The sequence below is a fragment of the Accumulibacter sp. genome (assembly GCF_031732815.1).
GTDB lineage: Bacteria > Pseudomonadota > Gammaproteobacteria > Burkholderiales > Rhodocyclaceae > Accumulibacter.
Map to the genome: position 1 here is coordinate 7,875 of NZ_JAVMKF010000135.1, position 20,066 is coordinate 27,940.

A 20,066-nucleotide genomic window follows, 5' to 3' on the forward strand; every position below is an offset into this window, starting at 1 on the left:
TGGTTTTTCGGCCAGGGTGTCGTTGGCACCTTCCAGTTGTACAAGTTGCGGGCGACGGGCGACGCTCAATAGGCACCAGTCGCAGGCGAGCCACTCGCCCGGCTTGTTGGCGACGGTCGGCGAAAGGAGCCGCGCGTGCCGCCGTCGCGGGTCGTCGGATGGATACGCAAGCGCCAAGGACGTTCGTTTTCCGATGATTGCCTGAGGTCCGGCAAGGCCACTTCGGTGCGGTCGTGCGGTTGCCGCCAATTCCGGCTGAAGCCACGCCGGTTTGCGACTGCCAGCCTGGCGGCACTGCGCGATCCTGCGCGATTTCGAAAGTGAGGCGCGGCTCGCCGCTCTCCTCGCGCACTCAAAGAATCACCGGTTCCGGTGTCAGCTCGAGCGCGAAGCGTTCACGTACGGCCGCCTGTACGGCCGTGGCGAGAGCGATGACTTCCGAACCGGTCGCGCCACCGTGATTGACCAGCACCAGCGCCTGCTTTTCGTACATGCCGACGCGCCCGAGGCAGCGACCCTTCCAGCCGCTCTGTTCGATCAACCAGGCGGCGGCGAGTTTGACGCGGCCGTCCGCCTGGACGTAGCGCGGCAGTCTTGGGTGCGCGGCGGCAAGTCGTTCGGCAACCGCCGCGTCGACGACAGGGTTGTGGAAAAAGCTGCCGGCGTTGGGTAGTACCGCCGGGTCAGGCAGCTTGCGCCGACGAATTGCCGTCACCGCTTCGGCAATCTGCTGTCCGGTCGGCCGGCCGATCGCTCGTCGGTCAAGCTCGTCGGCGAGGTCGGCGTAGGCGGTCTGCGCCGACCATGCTTTCGGCAGGCGCAAGCTTACCCAGGTGATCACGTGCTGGCCGTCGAGGTGCCAGCCTTCCTCTTTGAAGAGACTGCTGCGATAGGCAAAGCGGCACGCCTGACGGTCGAGCCGCAGCGTCTTGCCACTTGGCAGGTGGATCGCTTCGAGCGAGTGGAAGCGCTCGCTGAGTTCGAGCCCATAGGCACCGATGTTCTGGATCGGTGCAGCACCGACCGTGCCCGGGATGAGCGCCAGATTTTCCAGTCCGGGCCAGCCCTGAGCGAGCGTCCAGGTGACCAGATCGTGCCAGTTTTCGCCCGCGCCGGCACGCACATACCAGGCGTCAGCATCTTCGCCGATCAGGCGGCGACCCGTGATGGCGATGTGCAGCATCAGTCCGTCGAAGTCGCCGCTCAGCACCAGGTTGCTGCCGCCGCCCAGGATGAAACGGCGCCGCGTACCGTGCCCGCCCAGCTTTGCCAGGTGGGCGACCGACTTGATTCTGGCGTAGAGCGCCGCGCGTGCCGGTAGCGCCAGCGTCGTGCGCGCGGCCAGATCGACATCGTGCTCGACGAGCTCGCGCAAAGTCCGCGCCTTCACTTCGCCTTCGGCGCCGCGTCGCAACGTCTCCTGCACGCGCCGCTCAGAGCAGAGGTGCCAGCCAGCGTTCGGCTTCCGGCAGACTGAAGCCGCTGCGCTGTGCCCAGTCGGCGACTTGATCGCGGCCGATCTTGCTGATCGCGAAGTAGCGTGCCTGCGGGTGCGCCAGGTAGAAGCCGGAAACCGCCGCCGCCGGGGTCATCGCGAAGGATTCGGTGAGGCCCATCCCGGCGTAGTACGGCGCGTCGAGCAAGGCGAAGAGGGCGCCCTTCGCCGTGTGGTCCGGGCACGCCGGGTAGCCGGGCGCCGGCCGGATGCCACGATACGCTTCGCGAATCAGCGCCTCGCGGTCGAGCGTCTCGTCGCTGGCATAGCCCCAGAAATCGCGCCGCACCTGCGCGTGCAGCCATTCGGCGCAGGCTTCGGCGAGGCGGTCGGCGAGTGCCTTGAGCATGATCGCCTGATAGTCGTCGTGCGTCGCCGCGAACTCGGCGAGTTTGTCCTCGATACCGAAACCGGCGGCGACGGCGAAGGCGCCAATCCAGTCCGGCGTACCACGCTCGGCGATGAAGTCGCTCAGGCAGTAATGCGGCTTGCCGTCCGGGCGTTCGTGTTGCTGGCGCAGGTTGTGCCAGGTCATCAGTTTTTCGCTGCGCGTCTCGTCACTGTAGATCTCGACGTCGTCGCCGACACTGTTCGCCGGAAAGAGGCCGCAAACGGCGTTCGCGCGCAGCCATTTCTCGTCGATCACGCGGGCCAGCATGGCCTGCGCATCGGCGAGCAGCGCGCGTGCGGTTGGCCCGACGGTCGCGTCGTCGAGAATCTTCGGGTAGCTGCCCGCCAGATCCCAGGTCTGGAAGAATGGCCCCCAGTCGATGAATCCGGCGAGATCGCCCAGCTCGACTTCGCGCAGGACGCGGATTCCGCATTGCCGCGGTGCTGTTGGCCGGTAGGCCGGATCGGCGTTCCAGGCGTAGCGCCTGGCGCGCGCTGCGGCCAGCGTGACGAGCTGGACGCCTTTCTTGGTCGCGTGCTGCTCGCGCACGCGCGCGTAATCGGCGCTCACTTCGCGCCGGAAAGCGGCCGCCTGTTCGAGCGAGAGCAGCTTGCTGACGACGCCGACGGCGCGCGAGGCGTCGGGCACGTAGACGACCGGGCCGGAGTAACTGGGTGCGATCTTGATCGCCGTGTGCGCGCGGCTGGTCGTCGCACCGCCGATGAGCAGCGGCACCGGCGATTTGCCGTCGGCCGCGCTGGCGAAGCCGTGGCGCTCCATCTCGGCGGCGACATGCACCATCTCTTCGAGTGACGGCGTGATCAGGCCGGACAGCCCGACCGCCTGCGCGCCGTGCTCGCGCGCCGCGTGCAGAATGCGGTCGCAGGCGACCATCACGCCGAGATCGACAACGTCGTAACCGTTGCAGCCGAGGACGACGCCAACGATGTTCTTGCCGATATCGTGCACGTCACCCTTGACCGTCGCGACGACGATCTTGCCTTTGCCGGCGGCACCGGTGCGCTGCTTTTCGGCTTCGATATACGGAATCAGATGAGCCACGGCCTGTTTCATGACGCGCGCCGACTTGACGACCTGCGGCAGGAACATCTTGCCGGCGCCAAAAAGGTCGCCGACGACGTTCATGCCGTTCATCAGCGGGCCTTCGATCACCGCCAGCGGCGGTTTGCCGGCGGCGGCAAGCGCCGCGCGGCATTCTTCGGTATCGGCGACGACATAGTCGGTAATTCCCTTGACCAGCGCGTGTGTCAGGCGCTGGTCTACGTTGAGCGCGCGCCACGCCAAGTCCGGCCCGGCCTCGCGATTCCTGCCTTCGCGGACCGTCTGGGCGAAATCGACCAGCGCCTCGCCGGCGTCCGGGCGGCGATTGAGCACGACATCTTCGACCTTCTCGCGCAGCACGGGGTCGAGATCGTCGTACACGCCGAGCATGCCGGCATTGACAATGCCCATCGACAAGCCGGCCTTGATCGCGTGATAGAGAAAGACGGTATGGATCGCCTCGCGCACCGCGTCGTTGCCGCGGAACGAGAACGAAACGTTCGAAACACCGCCGGACACCTGCGCCGCTGGCAGATTGGCACGAATCCACGCGCAGGCCTGGATGAAATCGACCGCGTAGTTGTTGTGTTCTTCAATTCCGGTGGCGATGGCGAAGATGTTCGGGTCGAAGATGATGTCCTCCGGCGGGAAAGCCGCCTGCTCGGTGAGCAAACGGTAAGCCCGCGCACAGATTTCCGTCTTCCGCGCGTAGCTGTCGGCCTGTCCGCTTTCGTCGAAGGCCATGACGACGACCGCCGCGCCGTAGCGGCGGGCGAGCCGCGCCTGGCGCAGAAACTCGTCCTCGCCTTCCTTGAGCGAGATCGAATTGACGATGCCCTTGCCCTGCAGGCACTTCAGGCCGGCTTCGATGACGCTCCATTTCGACGAGTCGAGCATCACCGGAACGCGCGCAATGTCCGGCTCGCCGGCGATCAGCTTGAGGAAGCGATCCATGGCCGCCTGCGAGTCGAGCATCGCCTCGTCCATGTTGATGTCGATGATCTGCGCGCCGTTATCGACCTGCTGGCGGGCGACGGCCAGCGCGTCGTCGAAGCGACCCTCAAGAATCATCCGCGCGAAGACGCGTGAGCCGGTGACGTTGGTCCGTTCGCCGACGTTGACGAAGAGCGAATCGGCGCCAAGGTTGAACGGTTCGAGGCCGGCCAGACGCAGCTTGCGTTCGCGCTGCGGAACGCGGCGCGGGTGCAGGCCGGCGACGCGCGCGGTGATCGCCGCGATGTGCGCCGGCGAGGTGCCGCAGCAGCCGCCGACGATATTGACCAGACCCTGACGCGCCCAGTCGGCGATCTCGTCGGCAAGCTGTCCGGGCGTTTCATCGTAGCCGCCGAAAGCGTTCGGCAGGCCGGCGTTCGGGTGCGCCGAAACGAAGCAGTCGCAGACGCGCGACAGCTCGGCGACGTATTGGCGCAGCTCGGCTGCGCCAAGCGCGCAGTTCAGGCCAAAGGAAAGCGGCCCGATATGGTTCAGCGAGTTCCAGAAAGCCTCAGCCGTTTGTCCGGACAGCGTTCTGCCCGAGGCGTCGGTGATCGTCCCGGAGATCATCACCGGCCAGCGCCGGCCGCTGCGGGCGAAATACTCCTCGACCGCGAACAGCGCTGCCTTGGCGTTCAGCGTATCGAAAACGGTTTCGACCAGCAGAATGTCGGCACCGCCGGCGCACAGACCGTGCACCGCTTCGCCGTAGGCGCCGACGAGTTCGTCGAAGCTCGTATTACGGTAGCCTGGATCATTGACGTCGGGCGAGATCGACGCCGTGCGCGAGGTCGGGCCGATGACGCCGGCGACGAAACGTGGCTTGGCCGGATTGGCCGCGGTGAATTCGTCGCACACCGCGCGGGCAAGTTGGGCGCCGGCGTAGTTGAGTTCGTAGACGATCGCTGCGAGCTGGTAATCGGCCTGCGAAACGCTCGTCGAGTTGAACGTGTTGGTCTCGATGATGTCCGCACCGGCGGCCAGGTATTCGCCGTGGATGGCACGGATCACGTCCGGTCGGGTGAGCAGCAGCAGGTCGTTGTTGCCCTTCAGATCGTGCGCATGGTCGGCAAAGCGCGTGCCGCGATAATCCGCCTCGCCCAGGCCGTGGCGCTGGATCATCGTTCCCATTGCTCCATCGAGAACGAGGATTCTCTCGCTCATGAACTGTTTCAGTTCGGCTGTCCGATCAGGCTGCATGATTTTTTCCCGGCGGCGGGTTGTTTTGGCGGGCTATTGGTAGGTCCTGACCGACCAGACGAGGTCCGCACTGCCTTCGCTGAGACGGTGGCCAAGGCAGATGCGGCCGTTGCCGTGCAGGATGAACTCCTCGCGCTTGAGCGCGACCTCCTTTTCGCCGTCAGCCTGGACGAAGGTGCCATTGGTACTCGTATCACTGAGCACGAATTTGTCACGCCGGAACTCGACGCGGGCGTGCGTGCGCGAGGCGCAAGGCACAGACAAGCGGATGCGGCACGAGCGCTCGCGTCCGATCACCACCGCCTCGTCCTCCGGCGTCAGCGTCAGCGAACCGCCCTGATAGACGAGCCGCAGCGAAATGGTCGGCGGCGGCAGGGTCATCGGCAGACGATCACTGATCATCGTCAGGTTTTCTGCCTGCCAGACAACCTCGCAAATGGCGATCGACTCGGCCTTGCCGCGCACGGCAAAACGCCCCATGTTGCGCGTCAGATCGCGCAGGTCGGAAGACATTGCCGCCGCGGCCGTCTCCGTGGTGATCGTCTGGCCGCCCTTGGCCAGGCTGGTGATGCGCGAGGCGGTGTTGACCGCGTCGCCAAAAACGTCGCCGTTGTCCTCGATCAGATGGCCGACATGAAAACCGATACGGATCGACAATCCATGCCTGGTCGCCAGTTCATCTTCCGACAAGCGGTTCTGCATCTCGCAGGACGCTTCGGCGGCGGCGTCCGCACCGGAAAAAACGCACATGACTTCGTCGCCGAGGGTCTTGACGACGCGCCCGCCGAAAAATGCCGTGACGTCGCGCAGGATGTCCAGGCAAGCGTCCACCAGGCGCTTTGCCTCATCGTCTCCGACCGTTTCGTACAGCTTCGTGCTGTTCGTCACGTCGGCAAACAGAACCGCCTGTAACATGTCTGGCCCCTTCTGCCATCAACGGTCGCTATCATAGCGCCTGATGCAGCGAGCGCAAAACCGTACGGCCAGCGCTCCAGGGGCGAAGGAGGGGGCGCTTGCGCTGCTCCGGCCTCAGACAGCCGCCGGAGGCGTTCCCTCGTCGTTGCGTTGTGCTGCGCCGTAGCGCCGCTCGAAAGCTTCGGCTGCCTTCTTGACCGAGACGAAGAATTCGGTGCGGCCGATTTCTTCGGACAGTCCGACTTTCGCCAGTTCTTCGAGAAATGGTCGGGGAGCGTCGGCAATCTTGACGTCTACGCCTTCGTCGGCGAGCTCCCGGTGCAGTTCGGCGAAGCGTTGCGCTGCCGTGACGTCCATGTCGTGAATCGCCTGCGCATCGATGACCAGCCACTTCACCGGAACCTCCGCTTCCTCGACCAAGGTCCGGATGCGCGTCACGACATGTCGCGCGTTGGCGAAGACGAGCGGCGCATAAAGGCGATAGACGAGCAGGCCGGGAATCTCCCGCGTCTCCTCGTCGTCGCGGCAATCGTGGAAGCGGCCATCGCTGACGCGTACGCGCAGCACTGCGTCGTCCGGGCGCGAAATCTCGACGAGAACGGTAATCAGCGACAGCAACAGGCCAAGGATGATCCCCGGCACGACGCCGGCGAGCAGGATGGCGAGCGTGACGCCCATGGCAATCCCGAATTCGACGCGATCGATGCGATACAGGCCAAGCAGCGAAGCCATCTCGAGCATGCCGATCGCGGTCACGATCAGAATCGCTCCCAGCGCGACTTTCGGCAGCAACGCAATCAGCCCGGTGAGCAGGAAGAGGAAGAGGAGCAGCCCGGCGGCGGCAATCAGTTGGGCAACCTGCGACTTGCCGCCGGCCGAATCGACGATCGACGTGCGCGACTGGCTGGCCGATACTGGAAAGCCCTGCCAGAGGCCGGCGAGAATGTTCGCCGAGCCGAGGGCGACGAGTTCGCGATTCGGATAAACCTCGTAACCGTTCTTTTCGGCAAAGGTCTGCGCCAGCAGGATGCCGTCGGAGAAGGCGAGGAAGGCGATTGCCACGGCCGCTGGCGCCAGTGCGGCGATGTCCGACAGGTGCAGCGTGGGAATTTCCAGGCGCGGCACTCCCGAGGGCACGGCGCCGACCAGGGCAATCCCGTAACTGCCCAGATCGAACGCGGAAGTCGCCGCGATGGCGACACCACAAACGGCCAGCGCGCCGGGCACGCGCGGCAACCAGCGAGCGAGCACGACGAGCAGCAAGACGAGCAGCAGACCGAAGGCAAACGTTGGCCAGTGCGCCTCGGGCAGTTTGCGGATTACGGTAAACACGATGTCGAAGAACTCTTCGCCCTCGGTCTTGATGCGGAACATCTTGCCGAGCTGCGTCGAGATGAGGACCAGCGAGGCGCCGTTGAGATAGCCGATGAGCACAGGGCGCGACAGCAGATCGGCGATGACGCCGAGTTTCAGACGCGCCGCGAGCAGCAGCACGGCGCCCGAAAGGATGCCGAGGACCGCCGCGAGGGCGGCGATGCGCCCCGGATCGCCAGCCGCCAAGGGCAGGATCGCTGAACCGGCGAGCAGACCGATTGCCGCATCGGGACCGGCGATCACGTGCCGCGAGCTGGCGAACAGTGCGTAACCGATGGAAGCCGCGAGAGCGGCGTAGAGGCCGGCGATCGGCGGCAGGTGAACCAGCTCGGCGTAGGCGATCACCGACGGAATCATCACCACGCAAGCGGTCAGCCCGGCAATCGCATCCTTGCCCAGCCACGCCGCGCGGTATTCCCTGAGCGTTGCGAGCAAAGGCAGCGTGGACTGCAAAAAGCGGAAAACAGAGGTAACTTGCATGTCGGTTGCTCCGGGCGAACGGGCTGGAAAGGCGGAATATAGCGCGATCTGCCGGGAAAGTCCGCAGACCGGGACGGGCGGCATCGCACCTGGTTCCAGCGGCCTGCCGGCGCTCGCCAGCGACCATGACGTTGGCCTCAGTCCTGGCAAACCGGGGCGGTTTCCGGGCACAGCCCCTTCGCCTGCCCAAAAATGCACCCTGAAGCCTTCGCGAGCGGCTTGTGCGGCGCCTGCCCTGGCCCTCTTCAGAACCTGAACATCGGCGCCAAGCAACGGTTTTCGCAGCGAAACGATGGACCGCCGAGCTTCGTCCGGGTAAACTACCGGAGTGCAGTTCCGTGCCAGCCCAGGGGAAAGACATCGTCATGCAAATCAACGTGGAAACCAAGCCGGTTGCCTCAGCCGCGTACAACAACAAGAAAAAACGACTGATCGAAACCATCGACCGCCTTTACCATCGGGATGCCAAGGCCTCTCTGCAGAAGGTGATCTCCCGCCTGCATCCGGCCGACCTGGCGTCGATCCTGGACGAATTGCCGCCGGAGCACGTGGTCGATGTCTTCTACGCGATCAACGAGACCGAAATGGCGGCCGAAGTGTTCACCCAGTTGTCGGTCAGCCTGCGCACGCAGGTGATGACCGAGTCGCCGGTCGAGAAGCTTGCCGGGGTCCTCCAGCATCTGGCGCCGGATGATCTCGCCGACCTGGTCGGCGACCTGCCAGAGGAACAGCGCGCGCAGTTGATGGCGCTGCTCGACCGGGAAAGCAAGGACGAAGTCGAAAGCCTGCTCAAGTACGACCCGAACAGCGCCGGTGGCATCATGACCACCGACTTCTTTTCGTTGCCGCACACGCTGACGGTTGAGGAAGCGATCGAGAACATCCGCAATCGCGAAGACGTCGAAATGGTCTTCTACCTCTACCTGACCGACGAATCCGGCCGCCTGGTGGGCGTCGTCTCGCTGCGCCAACTGCTCCTCGCGCGGCCGGGTACGCCCTTGCACAAGGTGATGAACCGGCGCGTCATGAAAGTGACCACCGACGCTGACCAGACGACCGTCGCCATGCTGGTCGACAAGTATCACCTGCTGGCCGTCCCTGTCGTCGACGAGGAAAATGTCCTTGTCGGCATGGTCACCGTCGACGACGTGATCGACGTGCTCGAGGAAGAAACGACGCGCGACATGTTGAAGATGGCGGGAACCAGCGAGTCGGAAACGCTGACCCACTCGGCCTTCAAGATTGCCGGGATTCGTCTGCCCTGGCTGCTCGCGGCGTTCATCGGTGGCCTGGCGGCGACCGCGGTCATCGGCCAGTACGAGGAGATCCTCGGCCAGGTCCTGGTCCTCAGCGCCTTTCTGCCGGTCGTCATGGGGATGGCCGGCAACGTCGGCGTGCAGTCGGCGACGGTTGCCGTGCGCGGTCTGGCCACCGGGGCGATCGACGTGCGCGATACCTTTCCGCTGGTCTTCAAGGAACTGCGCGTCGGCCTGCTGCTCGGCGGTTTCTACGGCGTGATCCTCGGCATCTACGGCTATCTGATGCACAACAGCCTGGCGCTGGGCCAGGTCGTCGGCCTGACGATTCTCGGCAACATGACCGGCGCGGCGCTGCTCGCCGTGCTCCTGCCGATGGTCTTCCAGCGCATGAAGGTCGATCCGGCGGTGGCCACCGGACCTTTCGTGACGACCGCAATCGACATCCTGGGGGTGCTCAACTATTTCGTCATCGCGAGCTGGATCTTCAAACTCTAGACGCGTAGACGCGGGAACCCGCGCTACGAGCCGGTCGCCGTGGGGCGTACGCCGGGTGTTTTCACGCTGACGCTCAATCCAGCGATAGACCATAGCATCGGTCTGTCGCAACTGCTTCCCGGTGGGCTCAATCGTGTCGTGTGGGAAAAGACGACGGCCGGTGGCAAGGGCGTGAACGTCGCCGCGTTCCTTGCCGATCTTGGCTGCCGGGTCACCGCCGGCGGTCTGCTCGGCGCCGACAATGCGGATCTCTTCCAGCGTCTCTTCCTTGAGCGGGGAATTGGCGATGTTTTCGTCCGCCTGCCCGGGCGCACGCGCGTCAACCTGAAACTGATCGACGAGCACAGCCAGACGGTCACCGAAATCAACTTTCCGGGTCAGCCCGTCGCCACCGAGCACCTCGGCGAATTGCAGCGCACGATCGACGCGCAACTTGCCGGCCATGCCTTCTGCATCGTCTCTGGCAGCCTGCCAGCCGGCGTGCCGGTGGACTATTACGCGGGGTTGATCGCGCGCCTGACGACTGCCGGCAGGCGCGTTCTCCTCGACAGCAGCGGTCAGCCGCTGCGTTGCGCAATCGTCGCCCGACCCTGGGCAATCAAGCCGAACCACGCGGAACTGGAAGAACTCGTCGGCCGGCCGCTACCCGACCGAGCTGCACTCAGCGCGGCTGCCCGCGCGATCGTCGAGCAGGGCGTGCACCAGGTCATCGTCTCGCTCGGCCGGCACGGCGCGCTCTTCGTCAGCGCCAAGCGCTGCCTGCACGCCAAGCCGCCGGCGGTCGCCGTGCGCACGACGGTCGGCGCCGGCGATGCCCTGGTCGCCGGCTTCATCGCCGGCTGCCTGCGTGGCCTGGACGACGACGCCTGCGCTCGCCTGGCGATTGCCGTCGCCGGCGGGGTGCTCGGCGAACCGGGCGCCCGCTTGCCGGGCGAGGCGGCGATCGAAGCACTGATGGCGCGCGTCGAGCTGAGCCAGGTCGCATCTGGCGGGTGAACGGCCAGCCAGGCGAGCAGAGCGCGGCCCGCCCACCCGGCCGGCGGTGGCTGGAAAGCCGGCGCAGCTCGCGTACCCCGACACTGTTCCCTCGCATCGTATATGGCATTAGAATGTCGAGCGTCGAGCTTGCCAGACGATTCGTGGCCTCGACAAGACATGCGTCCTTCGCTGCACACCACACCCTGAGAGGAGAAACCTGCAATGACCGTTTCTGTCAAAGAACTGCGCGGATCGACCCCGACACTGGCCGAGAAGCTGAAGGAATCGGGCGTCGGCAACAACGAGCAATTGCTTGAGGCGGCCGCCACGCCGGCGCAGCGGAAAGCGCTGGCGGCAAGCTGCGGCTGCGATGCCCGGGTGATTCTCGAACTCGCCAATCGCGCCGATCTGGCCCGCATCAAGGGGGTTTCCGGGGTCTACTCGGATCTGCTCGAAAAAGCCGGCGTCGATACGGTGAAGGAGTTGGCCACCCGCCGGCCCGACAACCTGCATGCCAAGATCATCGAAACGAACACGGCCGAGCAGGTGACGAAACAGCCACCTTCGTTGTCCATGGTCGAGTCGTGGGTGCAACAGGCGAAAGACCTGCCCAAGACGCTGGCTTACTGAGCGCCGGCCGAGATCGAATCCGGCGGAGAGAAACTCGTCGTTTCCGCTTCGCCGGAGCATGCTGCTGCGTCAGGCGCTTCCCGTCGACCTTGCTCCACGCTCGGTGTCAACCCAGAAGTGCAGCAACAGGGCGGCCGATCCGGCGCAGCTTGCCGAGAAGACGAAGGCGGCCAGCGGGTCGATCGCCTGCCATAGTTGGCCAAAGATGACCGAGGCCGGCAGCAGTGTGAGGCCCGTGGTCAGGTTGAACCAGCCATACGCCGTTCCCAGCGTCTGCCGGTCGACCAGATCGGCCGCCAGCGCCTTTTCGGCGCCTTCCGTGGCGGCCATGAAAAGGCCGTAGAAAGCGAACAAAGGCCAGAGCAGGAGCACCTCCCGATTCATCCCGAGAAGGATGTAGAAGGCGCCGTAGACGCCCCAGCCGGCGACGATCAGGCGGCTGCGGCCGAGTTTGTCGGAGAGCGCCGACAGCGGTGTGGAAAAGATCGCCGCGCTCAGCGAAACGAGTGCCCAGAGCAGCGGCACCTGATATTCGGCCAGACCAAGCTCGCGGGCGCGCAGCAGCAGGAACATGTTCGACGAATTGCCCAAGGTAAACAGCGCCAGCACGACGAGGTAGCGCTTGAACGGGGCGGGCAGTTGGTGCAGCTTCCAGGCGTCGGCGGCGGGCGGCGCCGGATCGTCGCTGGCGGGTTCGCGGATCGCCAGCGCGAGGACGACGGTGAGCGCGCCACCGAGCGCTGTCCACAGAAAGATCGTGCGCAGCGGGAGCTCGGCGGCCAGCAAGCCGGCCGCGATGAGGGGCCCGACGACCGCTCCGGCATTGTCCATCGCGCGATGAAAACCGAAGACCAGCCCGCGCTTGCCCGGCTGGACGCTACGCGCCAGCAAGGCGTCGCGGGGTGACGAACGCAGTCCTTTGCCGACCCGGTCGGCGAAGCGCAAGGCGAGGACAACCGGCCAGGAAGCAGCCAAAGCGAGCAGCGGACGCGCGATCGCGGCAAGTGCGTAGCCGCCGACGACCCACGGCTTGCTCGAACGCCGGCGATCGGAGAGAACACCCGAGAGCAGCTTCAGAATGCTGCTCGTCGCCTCGCAGATTCCCTCGATGATGCCCAGCGCGCGCGGCCCGGCCATCAGGACCGAAGCGAGGTAGATCGGCACGAGCGGATAGATCAGCTCGCTCGTCGCGTCGTTGGCGAAGCTGACCAGGCCAAGCAGCCAGACGGTGCGCGGCAGTTCACGCAGGCTGGCGAACATGTCGGGCGGGCGAAAGTTCGGGCCGGCCGGCGGGGACTCGCTCGACCGGTACCGCCGTCGATGGGCGGCAGTTAGCGAAAGCTGCTTGCCTCGGGTGCGCCGAGCGTGTCCTTATCGTCCGGGTTGATGATGCCGAAAGTCGCCGGGATGCGCGTGTAGAAGAGGCGGACGTTCTCGCTGCGCAGCAGATCGAGCAGACGCTCCTCCTCCTCGGTCGTGACGACGAACTCCACTTCAACTCCACTGTCACCGGCCAGCTCGAAGAAGCGCTCCTCATGCATCGTGTGCCGGCGGCCGAAGCCGCCGATCGCCCGGAATGCCGATCCTCCGCGCAGGCCAAGCTGGTTGCCCTGGGCGAGCAGCCACTCCCACAGGAGGACGGCACGGTGAGTCTGCGTCGCGTGCAAATAGAACCGGATGAACGAGCCCTGCATGATTGTCTCCGTCCGTTACTCTTCTCGCGAGCCACCTTCGCCGCCCTTGATCGGCGCCGGGTTGCAGTCAGCGAGTTCCGCCGACTGATCACCAGCTTTTCGCCCAGAGAATCGTCGCCATGCCGGCGAAAGTCATCAACAGCGAGCCGACAACATGCGCGCCGGTGGTCAGCAGTGCCCAGATCAAGCGCTCCTCCTGCACCAAGGCCGCCAGCTCGGCAGAAAAAGTCGAGAAGGTCGTCAGGCCACCGCAGAAACCGGTGATCACCAACAGGCGCCACTCGGCGCCGACGGCGGACGAACTAGCGAAGAACGGAATCGCCAGGCCAATGATGTAGGCGCCGATCAGATTCGCCGCCAGCGTTCCCGGCGGCATCGTCGGAAACAGGCTGTTGAGCCGCTCGCCGAGTTGCCAGCGCGCCACTGCGCCGAGCGCTGCACCGAGCGAGATGGCGAAGACTGCTTTCCACATGAGTCTGTTCCGCAAGCGACAAGTCGGCTGCGCCGCTGCCTGTTTCAGAGCTGGTCGGCCGGGATGGGCCGACCAGTGAGATATCCTTGAAAGAGCTGGAAACCCATCGCCAGGCAGACTTCGGCCTCCAACTCGCTTTCGATGCCTTCGGCGAGAGCGACCGAGCCCAGGCCGCGCACCAGCTTGACCAGGTCGCCGACGACCCGGCGCTTGCTTTCACCCGCCAGGTGAAGATCATGGATCAATCCCATGTCGAACTTGACGAAGTGCGCCGGTACTTCGCCCAGTTCGTTCAGGCGCGCCTGTCCGGCGCCAAAATCGTCGTAGGCAAAGCGCACGCCGATGTCGCGAAAGTGCGCAGCGAGTTCGCGTAATCTTCGGCTCTCGGTGACCGCTGCTTCGTGGATTTCGACGACCAGGTCGAGATCGGGCATTTCCTGGCGCAAACAGACCAGCGCCTTGAAGAAGTCCTCGCTGAAGGTTTCCTTGGGGTGGGTGTTGGCAAAAAGCGGAAACCCGCGCAGGCGAGGGGCAATGGCGGCGACGCCGAAGCGGCGAAAGGCGACGCTGAGGTCGACCTCACGGTCGAGCGCGCTCGCCATCTTGAAGAGCCGCACCGGCGACACCGGCAGCAAGGGGTGGCTGGCTCGGCCGAGCAGTTCGTAGGCAAAAACGCAGCGGCTGTCCGCTTCAACGATCGGTTGTGCGGCGCCCGACATGCCGTGTCCGCCGAGCAGGTCGAGGAACTCGGCTTCGTTCGGCGGAAACATTTCCGATAGCGCCATGCCCGAGGGCAAGACCAGCGTGTGACCTTCACTCGGTCGCGCAGCCGGCGGCTCGACCGCGCGTGTGCGAATACGAAACTCGGCGTTGCCGAAGTGGACGATGTCGTTATCGCTCAGCAGACACGAGTTCTCGACGCGCTGACGGCCGACGAAACTGCCGTTGGTGCTGTTCAGATCGGTCAACCGGATACGGCCACTGCTGTCGGCGGTGAGCAGCGCATGGTGTCGACTAAGCCCGCGCGCGGTGACCACGAGGTCATTGTCGGGGTCGCGCCCAATGCGAAAAGGCAGGTGCGTGATGTTGTAGACGACGTGCGAACCGTCGCCCACAATCGATTCCAGAAACCAGTGCCTGGCCAAGAGTTTGCTCCGCTGATCAGTTGAAGCCCGGGCACGAGTATATGTGGCGGATTCGACGGCGGTCAATCTTGGATTGTCAGTTTCTCGGCGACTGATCCGGAACGAGCAGGAGCGGCATACGGATTCCGGCTTCCTGGTCGCCCAGCGCGTCGAGGCCAGGAGCATGGTCCCGACCGCCGGACTGATGATCGTCGTATTCAGCGACCGGAACGACCGAGCGAGCGGGTCCCGCATGGCAGTGGACTCCGGTCAGCGCCCAGCCTGGCGGCAAACGCCGCCGCCTTCTGGGGCAGGCGCGCCGACACCAGATTGGCAAGATCTGGCGCAGCCTCGAACGTTTCGCCGGGGCCGCGCGAGCGAGTCCGCAAGGGATTCGCCGCTGCCGTGCCCCCCCGCGGTAAGCCGCCGGTGCCCCGATATGGTGCGAAGTTGCTGATATACTGATACCGGGAGTGCTCGATTCAGTCGCAGGTGCGGGTCGTGTTGTCCCCCCGTCTTGCCAAGGACTTCGCGTACCGGTGGGGCAGACGGAAGAGGGCGGCACTAGCCGAGGAAAATCCAGGCTAGGGCTTTGCCCGGTCTGTGTTGGAAGGGAAACGGAACATGATGTGCGCTTGGCGACTGCTTGCCGGCTTGGCCCTGCTGCTCTACTTGAACAATGGCCTGGCAGAAACGCTGGCCCGGCTGACGGCAGTGCATGCGCTGATCCCACCGCTGGCGGGCACTGCCGATGGATCGGGTTTCCTCGAACGTGTGGTCAGAGAAGCGTTTCGCCGCGCCGGAATGGCGCTCGACATCCAGGCGATTCCTGCCGAGCGGGCACTGATCAATGTGAACACCGGTGTCGACGACCTGGATCTTTCACGCGCTTCCGGCTTTGAGCAGCAGTATCCGAATCTCGTGCGCGTGCCGGAGAAAACCATGGATTTCGAATTCGTAGCGTTTGTCCCGGCCTCGTCCACTCCTTTTCCAACCGACCACTGGAACAGCCTGCGCGACCATACGGTGGCTTATGTCACCGGCTGGAAGATTTTCGAGCGCAACGTTGGCCAGACGCGGGAAACAGTACGCGCACCGTCCATTCCCAGCCTCTTTGAAATCTTGAAGCAGAATCGGGCGGAAGCCGTACTGCTCGAGCGTTGGCAAGGCCTGCACGCTGCACGCGATGCTGGGGTCAAGGTTCACGTGCTCGAACCGCCGCTGGCACGCGCCGAGATGTTCATCTACCTGAACAAGCGCCATAGCGAACGTATTCCAGCGCTGGTCGCCGCTTTGCAGCAGATGAAGGCCGACGGCTCGTATCAACGGATCATGCGCGAAACACTGACCGCGACGCCGCGTGAGAAAGCCGACCGCTGATGCCGGTGGTTACCCCGGGCGTTGCTCGCCTTACGGACCCGGTTGGTCGACCGACGCGGCCTGAGCATCGTCTCGGACGCAGTCTGACCGTCGCCATGATCCTTTTCAGTTCCCTGATCACCACGGTGATCACGGCCATCCAACTCTACACGGATTATCGCAGCGACATCGGCCGGATCGGGGAGAACTTCAAGTTCATTCGGGAAAGCTATCTGAATGTTCTGGTCGACAGCGTGTGGACGGCGAACGATAGCCAGATCCAGGCACAGCTTGAAGGTTTGCTGCGCTTGCGTGATATGGAGTATCTGGCGATATCGGTGGATGGGCAACCGCGCTGGGCGGCTGGGGCCAGACATTCGCAGCGCATGATTGAATCCGACGTCGCGCTCGAGCGGATCTACCGCGACAAGCCGGTGCTGATCGGTCGGCTGGCCATGGTCGCCAGCGAAGACCAGGTGCTCGCCCGGATTGCCAATCGCCTGCTGATCGTGCTGGGCGAAAACATGATCAAGACCCTGCTCGTCGCCACCTTCGTTCTCTGGTTGTTCCGCACCCGGGTAACGCGCCATCTCGACCAGATTGCTCGCTTCGCTGAGGGTGTCGAGGCGGCCACGCTGACCGGCCCGCCTCTGCGTCTGGTTCGCCCGGTTGCTGGCCACTGGCGCCCGGACGAGCTGGATGCGGTCGTGCAGGCTTTCAATTCGATGCGCACAAAGCTGTCTGCTGCCTACGATGATTTGCGCAAGACCACCGATCAACTGGCGGAGAGCGAGCGGCGCTTGCGCGTGCTGATGGCCAACGTACCCGGTGTCATCTACCGCTGCCAGGCGCGGCCCCCGTACTGCCTGCAACTCATCTCGGATGGGGTGAGCCGGCTCAGCGGCCATGCACTGAGCGAATTTTCCGGTGAGCACGGCCTCTCCTGGGCGAGCCTGATCCTGCCCGAGGACCGCGCTCATGTCGCCTGCGAAATCACCGCTGCGGCCGCCGAACAGCGCCCGTACGAGCTTGAATACCGGATCGCACATGCCGATGGCAGCGTGCGTTGGATCAGCGACTACGGCCGGCCGAGCGCTCGGCTGGCTGGCCAAGCGGCGTGGATTGATGCAGTGGCGGTCGACATCAGCGGGCGGAAGGCAGCCGAACTTGCCTGGCAGCAAAGCGAAAGACGGCTGTCGCTGCACGTCCAGCAGTCGATGATGGGGATCATCGAGTGGGACACTGATTTACGCGTCGTCGAATGGAATCCTGCGGCTGAGTCCATTTTTGGCTACCGCCGCGAGGAGGCCGTCGGCCGACACGCCAAGGAGTTGATTCTGACGCCGGAGGTCTTTCCATTCGTCGATGCGGTCTGGCGCGATCTGTTGGGCAGGAGCGGCGGCACGTATTCCAACAACGACAACCTTACCCGGGACGGCCGCGTGATTACCTGCGATTGGCTCAATACGCCGCTGGTTGGCGGCGAAGGCAGGGTAATTGGCGTCGTATCGCTGGTTCGCGACGTCAGCGAACGCAAGCGGGCGGAGGCCGAACTGCGCGTCTATCGCGATCACCTGGAGGAACTGGTCGCGCTGCGCACCGCCGAGTTGTCGGCGGCCAAGGAGGAAGCCGAAGCGGCGAACCGGGCGAAGAGCGCATTTCTGGCGAACATGAGCCATGAGTTGCGCACGCCGATGAACGCCATCCTGGGTTTTTCGGCCTTGCTGCGGCACGAATCAGGTCTGGGCGAGTCCGCGCTCGAGTATCTGGAGATCATCAACCGCAGTGGCGTGCATCTGCTCGGGCTGATCAACGATGTGTTGGACATGGCCAAGATCGAAGCCGGCCGTACCCAGTTGGCGATTGCTCCGTTCGACCTCGGCGTGCTGATCAATGACCTTCTGGCGTTGATCGGTCAGCGCGCGCGGGAAAAGAGCCTGGCGCTCCAGCTCGAAAAGTCGCCCGACCTGCCGCGCCATTTACGAGGCGATGAAGCCCGGTTGCGGCAGGTTCTGGTCAACCTCCTGGGCAATGCCGTCAAGTTCACCAGCCGGGGAACGATCACCTTGCGCGTGCACGGGAAGCCGGAGGCGGAAAGATACCTTCTCCGGGTCGAAGTCGAGGACACGGGACCGGGGATTGCTGCAGATGATCAAGCGCGCGTTTTCGAACCCTTCGAGCAGGCTGGGTTGCCGTCCCAACAGAAGGGGACCGGGCTGGGACTGGCCATCTGTCGACAATTCATCGAGTTGATGGGCGGACGGATCGGAGTCAGCAGTCAGCTGGGCAAAGGCAGCCGCTTCTGGATCGAGCTGCCTTTGGCACTCCCGTTGCTCTCCGACGTGGTCTGCGAGCGCCCGGACGATGCCGAAGTCATCGGGCTGCAAGCAGGTCAGCCCGACTGGCGGATTCTCATCGTCGAAGACCAGCCGGAGAACGCTCTACTGCTCAGCCGACTGCTCGCCGATGTCGGTTTTCAAGTGGACAGGGCGGAGAACGGCCACGAGGCCGTAGAACGCTTCCGTGCCTGGCGACCGGACTTCATCTGGATGGACCAGCGCATGCCGGTCATGGACGGCAACGAGGCCACCCGCCAGATTCGGGGGTTGGAGGGTGGTGACGAGGTGAAGATCGTCGTGCTGACTGCGTCGGTGTTCGCCCAGCAAAGCAGCGAGCTTCCCGATGCCCGGATAGATGGCATCCTGTATAAGCCATTTGAAGCGCGCCAAGTGTTCGAGTGCATGGGGCGGCATTTGGGCGTGCGCTACGTCTTCCGCCAGAACGAATGCGCAGAGCCGGCTTCGCCCGATGCGGGCCTGGATCGGGCTGCCTTGGCCGCGCTACCGGAACAAATCCGGCGTCGGCTGGCCGATGCCCTGATCGCGCTCGACACCCGCCAGATCGACGCGCTGATCGGCCAGATCGGGGAACGGGCACCCGCTCTCGGCCGCGCCCTGCACAAGAAAAGCGAAGAGTTCGACTTTGAGGCCATCATACAGCTGCTCGTCAGCACCAAGGAAAGCTGAGCCTCGAGCGCTGGAGTCCCCGTCGGCCTTCGCCGGCTGTCGCCCGGGTGTGTTGCACGCCATGCTGGTACCCGGGCTTGCGTGCTCGCAGCGGCGGGCAGGAACCGCGAAAATGTGCGGACTTTCATCCTGTTCGATCATCCGAGCTTGCACCGATTGAAGGTGAGCGTGGCGGGAGAGCCGCCGCTCCTGCTCGCCAGTCAATGTCATCAGGCGATGCAGTGGAAGGAGGTCGTCGGCGACCTTCGTGTGCTTGCCAAGGAGGCTTCACCGCCATCAGCGGCAAGGCTTTTCTTTTGTATGCGGCGCAGGACCGGAGCTTCGCAGCAGCGCTGAAGCCACAGATCAGCGAGTTGTTGCAGAAGCATGCGCAGACGCTGGACGTCTTTGATGCGCACGCGCTGGCCGCCGGCGAAGACTTTCGGAAAACGGACAGGGAAGCGGTGGACGCGGCGACTGCCGTGTTCATCGTTGCGTCACCCGCGGGCGAGGCCTCGCAATGGCTGAACTACGAAGCGGGCCTCGCCGATGCTTTGGGCAAGGATGTGGTGCTTGTCGGCCGCAAGGGCACCATCGCCTCATCGGATTTCGGACGGCTGTTGGAGAGCGCCCGCTTCGCCGAAGTCGACGATGCAGCGGCCTGATCGCCGATAAATCGAGAAGCCGCCACTGGCCGAAATCACATCGACTGACAAGCCTTCATTGATCGGCCTGGCCACCGCATCCTTGCCTGGTCCGTTCGAGCGCGAGGCGCTCGACAGCGCTTCGTCCATTGGTGGGAGATTGCGCCGACCCGCCAAAAACTTAACGCAAGAACGGCTTTTCTGCCGCAGTTGCGGCGTCTTCCGGAGCGTCGCGCCGCCCGGTTGAGGAACACTGGAAGAGAACGAGGGAACGACAACACTCGCGGTGTTCCCGGCAAATGGTCAAATCTGCGTGCGCCGAAGCAGGAGGGCCTGCAAGGAGGGTACCTCCGCCAGCAGCACCGTGTATGGCTGTCAATGATCGGCGGAACAAGCAGGTCGCCATGGCGGTACGGCGAGCGGAGAAGGCACCGCCGGTCGGGCGTGTCCTTTCGGCAACCCTGCGTGAAATCCCTGACGGCGTCTGGTAGCGTAG

Annotated in this window: 15 protein-coding genes; 7 read left to right on the forward strand and 8 right to left on the reverse strand. The window is 64.5% G+C overall.

From position 1 onward, the window contains the following. Positions 1–352: 352 nt before the first annotated feature. The 4 genes from murB to RKP46_RS09570 all read right to left on the reverse strand — a co-directional run bounded on the left by murB (position 353) and on the right by RKP46_RS09570 (position 7,910). Positions 353–1,390 carry a UDP-N-acetylmuramate dehydrogenase gene (gene murB, locus RKP46_RS09555; RefSeq protein ID WP_311106447.1) on the reverse strand — a complete coding sequence of 346 codons (1,038 nt, stop codon included), beginning with the start codon at positions 1,388–1,390 and terminating at the stop codon, positions 353–355. A 43-nt stretch (positions 1,391–1,433) separates the two neighbouring features. Next, on the reverse strand, positions 1,434–5,141 hold the full coding sequence (metH, locus tag RKP46_RS09560; RefSeq protein WP_311106433.1) for a methionine synthase: 3,708 nt from the start codon (positions 5,139–5,141) through the stop codon (positions 1,434–1,436). Between the two features lie 33 nt (positions 5,142–5,174). Then, complete coding sequence (locus RKP46_RS09565) at positions 5,175–6,056, reverse strand: adenylate/guanylate cyclase domain-containing protein (protein WP_311106434.1); 882 nt, start codon at positions 6,054–6,056, stop codon at positions 5,175–5,177. Positions 6,057–6,170: 114 nt separating this feature from the next. Next, on the reverse strand, positions 6,171–7,910 hold the full coding sequence (locus RKP46_RS09570) for a SulP family inorganic anion transporter (protein WP_311106435.1): 1,740 nt from the start codon (positions 7,908–7,910) through the stop codon (positions 6,171–6,173). Between the two features lie 365 nt (positions 7,911–8,275). Here RKP46_RS09570 and mgtE point away from each other — a divergent pair, with 365 nt between their 5' ends. From mgtE to RKP46_RS09585, 3 genes are all read left to right on the forward strand, one after another. After that, positions 8,276–9,664, forward strand: coding sequence for a magnesium transporter (gene mgtE, locus RKP46_RS09575; RefSeq protein WP_311106436.1), 1,389 nt, complete (start codon positions 8,276–8,278; stop codon positions 9,662–9,664). Positions 9,665–9,703: 39 nt separating this feature from the next. Next, positions 9,704–10,660 carry a 1-phosphofructokinase gene (pfkB, locus tag RKP46_RS09580; RefSeq protein ID WP_311106437.1) on the forward strand — a complete coding sequence of 319 codons (957 nt, stop codon included), beginning with the start codon at positions 9,704–9,706 and terminating at the stop codon, positions 10,658–10,660. Between the two features lie 204 nt (positions 10,661–10,864). Next, on the forward strand, positions 10,865–11,272 hold the full coding sequence (locus tag RKP46_RS09585) for a DUF4332 domain-containing protein (RefSeq protein ID WP_311106438.1): 408 nt from the start codon (positions 10,865–10,867) through the stop codon (positions 11,270–11,272). Between the two features lie 69 nt (positions 11,273–11,341). Here the strand turns inward: RKP46_RS09585 and RKP46_RS09590 are convergent, their stop codons facing one another. The 4 genes from RKP46_RS09590 to RKP46_RS09605 all read right to left on the reverse strand — a co-directional run bounded on the left by RKP46_RS09590 (position 11,342) and on the right by RKP46_RS09605 (position 14,553). Beyond that, the gene (locus RKP46_RS09590) at positions 11,342–12,532 is read right to left on the reverse strand and encodes an MFS transporter (RefSeq protein ID WP_311106439.1); all 1,191 of its coding nucleotides are present in this window, start codon (positions 12,530–12,532) and stop codon (positions 11,342–11,344) included. A gap of 71 nt (positions 12,533–12,603) precedes the next feature. After that, positions 12,604–12,966, reverse strand: coding sequence for a DUF190 domain-containing protein (locus RKP46_RS09595; RefSeq protein WP_311106440.1), 363 nt, complete (start codon positions 12,964–12,966; stop codon positions 12,604–12,606). An 88-nt stretch (positions 12,967–13,054) separates the two neighbouring features. Further along, positions 13,055–13,438: a fluoride efflux transporter CrcB gene (crcB, locus tag RKP46_RS09600; protein WP_311106441.1), complete on the reverse strand. Its 384-nt coding sequence runs from the start codon at positions 13,436–13,438 to the stop codon at positions 13,055–13,057. Positions 13,439–13,482: 44 nt separating this feature from the next. Further along, complete coding sequence (locus tag RKP46_RS09605; RefSeq protein WP_311106442.1) at positions 13,483–14,553, reverse strand: EAL domain-containing protein; 1,071 nt, start codon at positions 14,551–14,553, stop codon at positions 13,483–13,485. A gap of 633 nt (positions 14,554–15,186) precedes the next feature. Between RKP46_RS09605 and RKP46_RS09610 the strand changes: the two genes are divergently transcribed. The 4 genes from RKP46_RS09610 (at position 15,187) to RKP46_RS09625 (ending at position 20,061) form a co-directional block, all read left to right on the forward strand. Next, positions 15,187–15,942 (forward strand): transporter substrate-binding domain-containing protein, encoded by a 756-nt coding sequence (locus tag RKP46_RS09610; protein ID WP_311106443.1) that lies wholly within the window; start codon positions 15,187–15,189, stop codon positions 15,940–15,942. A gap of 95 nt (positions 15,943–16,037) precedes the next feature. Then, positions 16,038–18,947, forward strand: a complete 2,910-nt coding sequence (locus RKP46_RS09615; protein ID WP_311106444.1) for a PAS domain S-box protein — start codon at positions 16,038–16,040, stop codon at positions 18,945–18,947. 296 nt (positions 18,948–19,243) lie between these two features. Further along, the gene (locus RKP46_RS09620) at positions 19,244–19,591 is read left to right on the forward strand and encodes a hypothetical protein (RefSeq protein ID WP_311106445.1); all 348 of its coding nucleotides are present in this window, start codon (positions 19,244–19,246) and stop codon (positions 19,589–19,591) included. A gap of 347 nt (positions 19,592–19,938) precedes the next feature. Beyond that, a complete protein-coding gene (locus RKP46_RS09625) occupies positions 19,939–20,061 on the forward strand; it encodes a hypothetical protein (protein ID WP_311106446.1) in 123 nt (40 codons plus the stop codon). The last annotated feature ends 5 nt before the right edge of the window (positions 20,062–20,066 follow it).

What these genes read in the sequence shown, in the direction of transcription:
- mgtE (WP_311106436.1), top strand. Translation starts at nt 8,276, where the DNA reads ATGCAAATCAACGTGGAAACCAAGCCGGTTGCCTCAGCCGCGTACAAC.
- metH (WP_311106433.1), bottom strand. Translation starts at nt 5,141, where the DNA reads ATGCAGCCTGATCGGACAGCCGAACTGAAACAGTTCATGAGCGAGAGA.
- RKP46_RS09625 (WP_311106446.1), top strand. Translation starts at nt 19,939, where the DNA reads ATGGCTGTCAATGATCGGCGGAACAAGCAGGTCGCCATGGCGGTACGG.
- RKP46_RS09570 (WP_311106435.1), bottom strand. Translation starts at nt 7,910, where the DNA reads ATGCAAGTTACCTCTGTTTTCCGCTTTTTGCAGTCCACGCTGCCTTTG.
- RKP46_RS09615 (WP_311106444.1), top strand. Translation starts at nt 16,038, where the DNA reads ATGATCCTTTTCAGTTCCCTGATCACCACGGTGATCACGGCCATCCAA.
- RKP46_RS09610 (WP_311106443.1), top strand. Translation starts at nt 15,187, where the DNA reads ATGATGTGCGCTTGGCGACTGCTTGCCGGCTTGGCCCTGCTGCTCTAC.
- RKP46_RS09585 (WP_311106438.1), top strand. Translation starts at nt 10,865, where the DNA reads ATGACCGTTTCTGTCAAAGAACTGCGCGGATCGACCCCGACACTGGCC.
- RKP46_RS09590 (WP_311106439.1), bottom strand. Translation starts at nt 12,532, where the DNA reads ATGTTCGCCAGCCTGCGTGAACTGCCGCGCACCGTCTGGCTGCTTGGC.
- RKP46_RS09595 (WP_311106440.1), bottom strand. Translation starts at nt 12,966, where the DNA reads ATGCAGGGCTCGTTCATCCGGTTCTATTTGCACGCGACGCAGACTCAC.
- RKP46_RS09565 (WP_311106434.1), bottom strand. Translation starts at nt 6,056, where the DNA reads ATGTTACAGGCGGTTCTGTTTGCCGACGTGACGAACAGCACGAAGCTG.
- crcB (WP_311106441.1), bottom strand. Translation starts at nt 13,438, where the DNA reads ATGTGGAAAGCAGTCTTCGCCATCTCGCTCGGTGCAGCGCTCGGCGCA.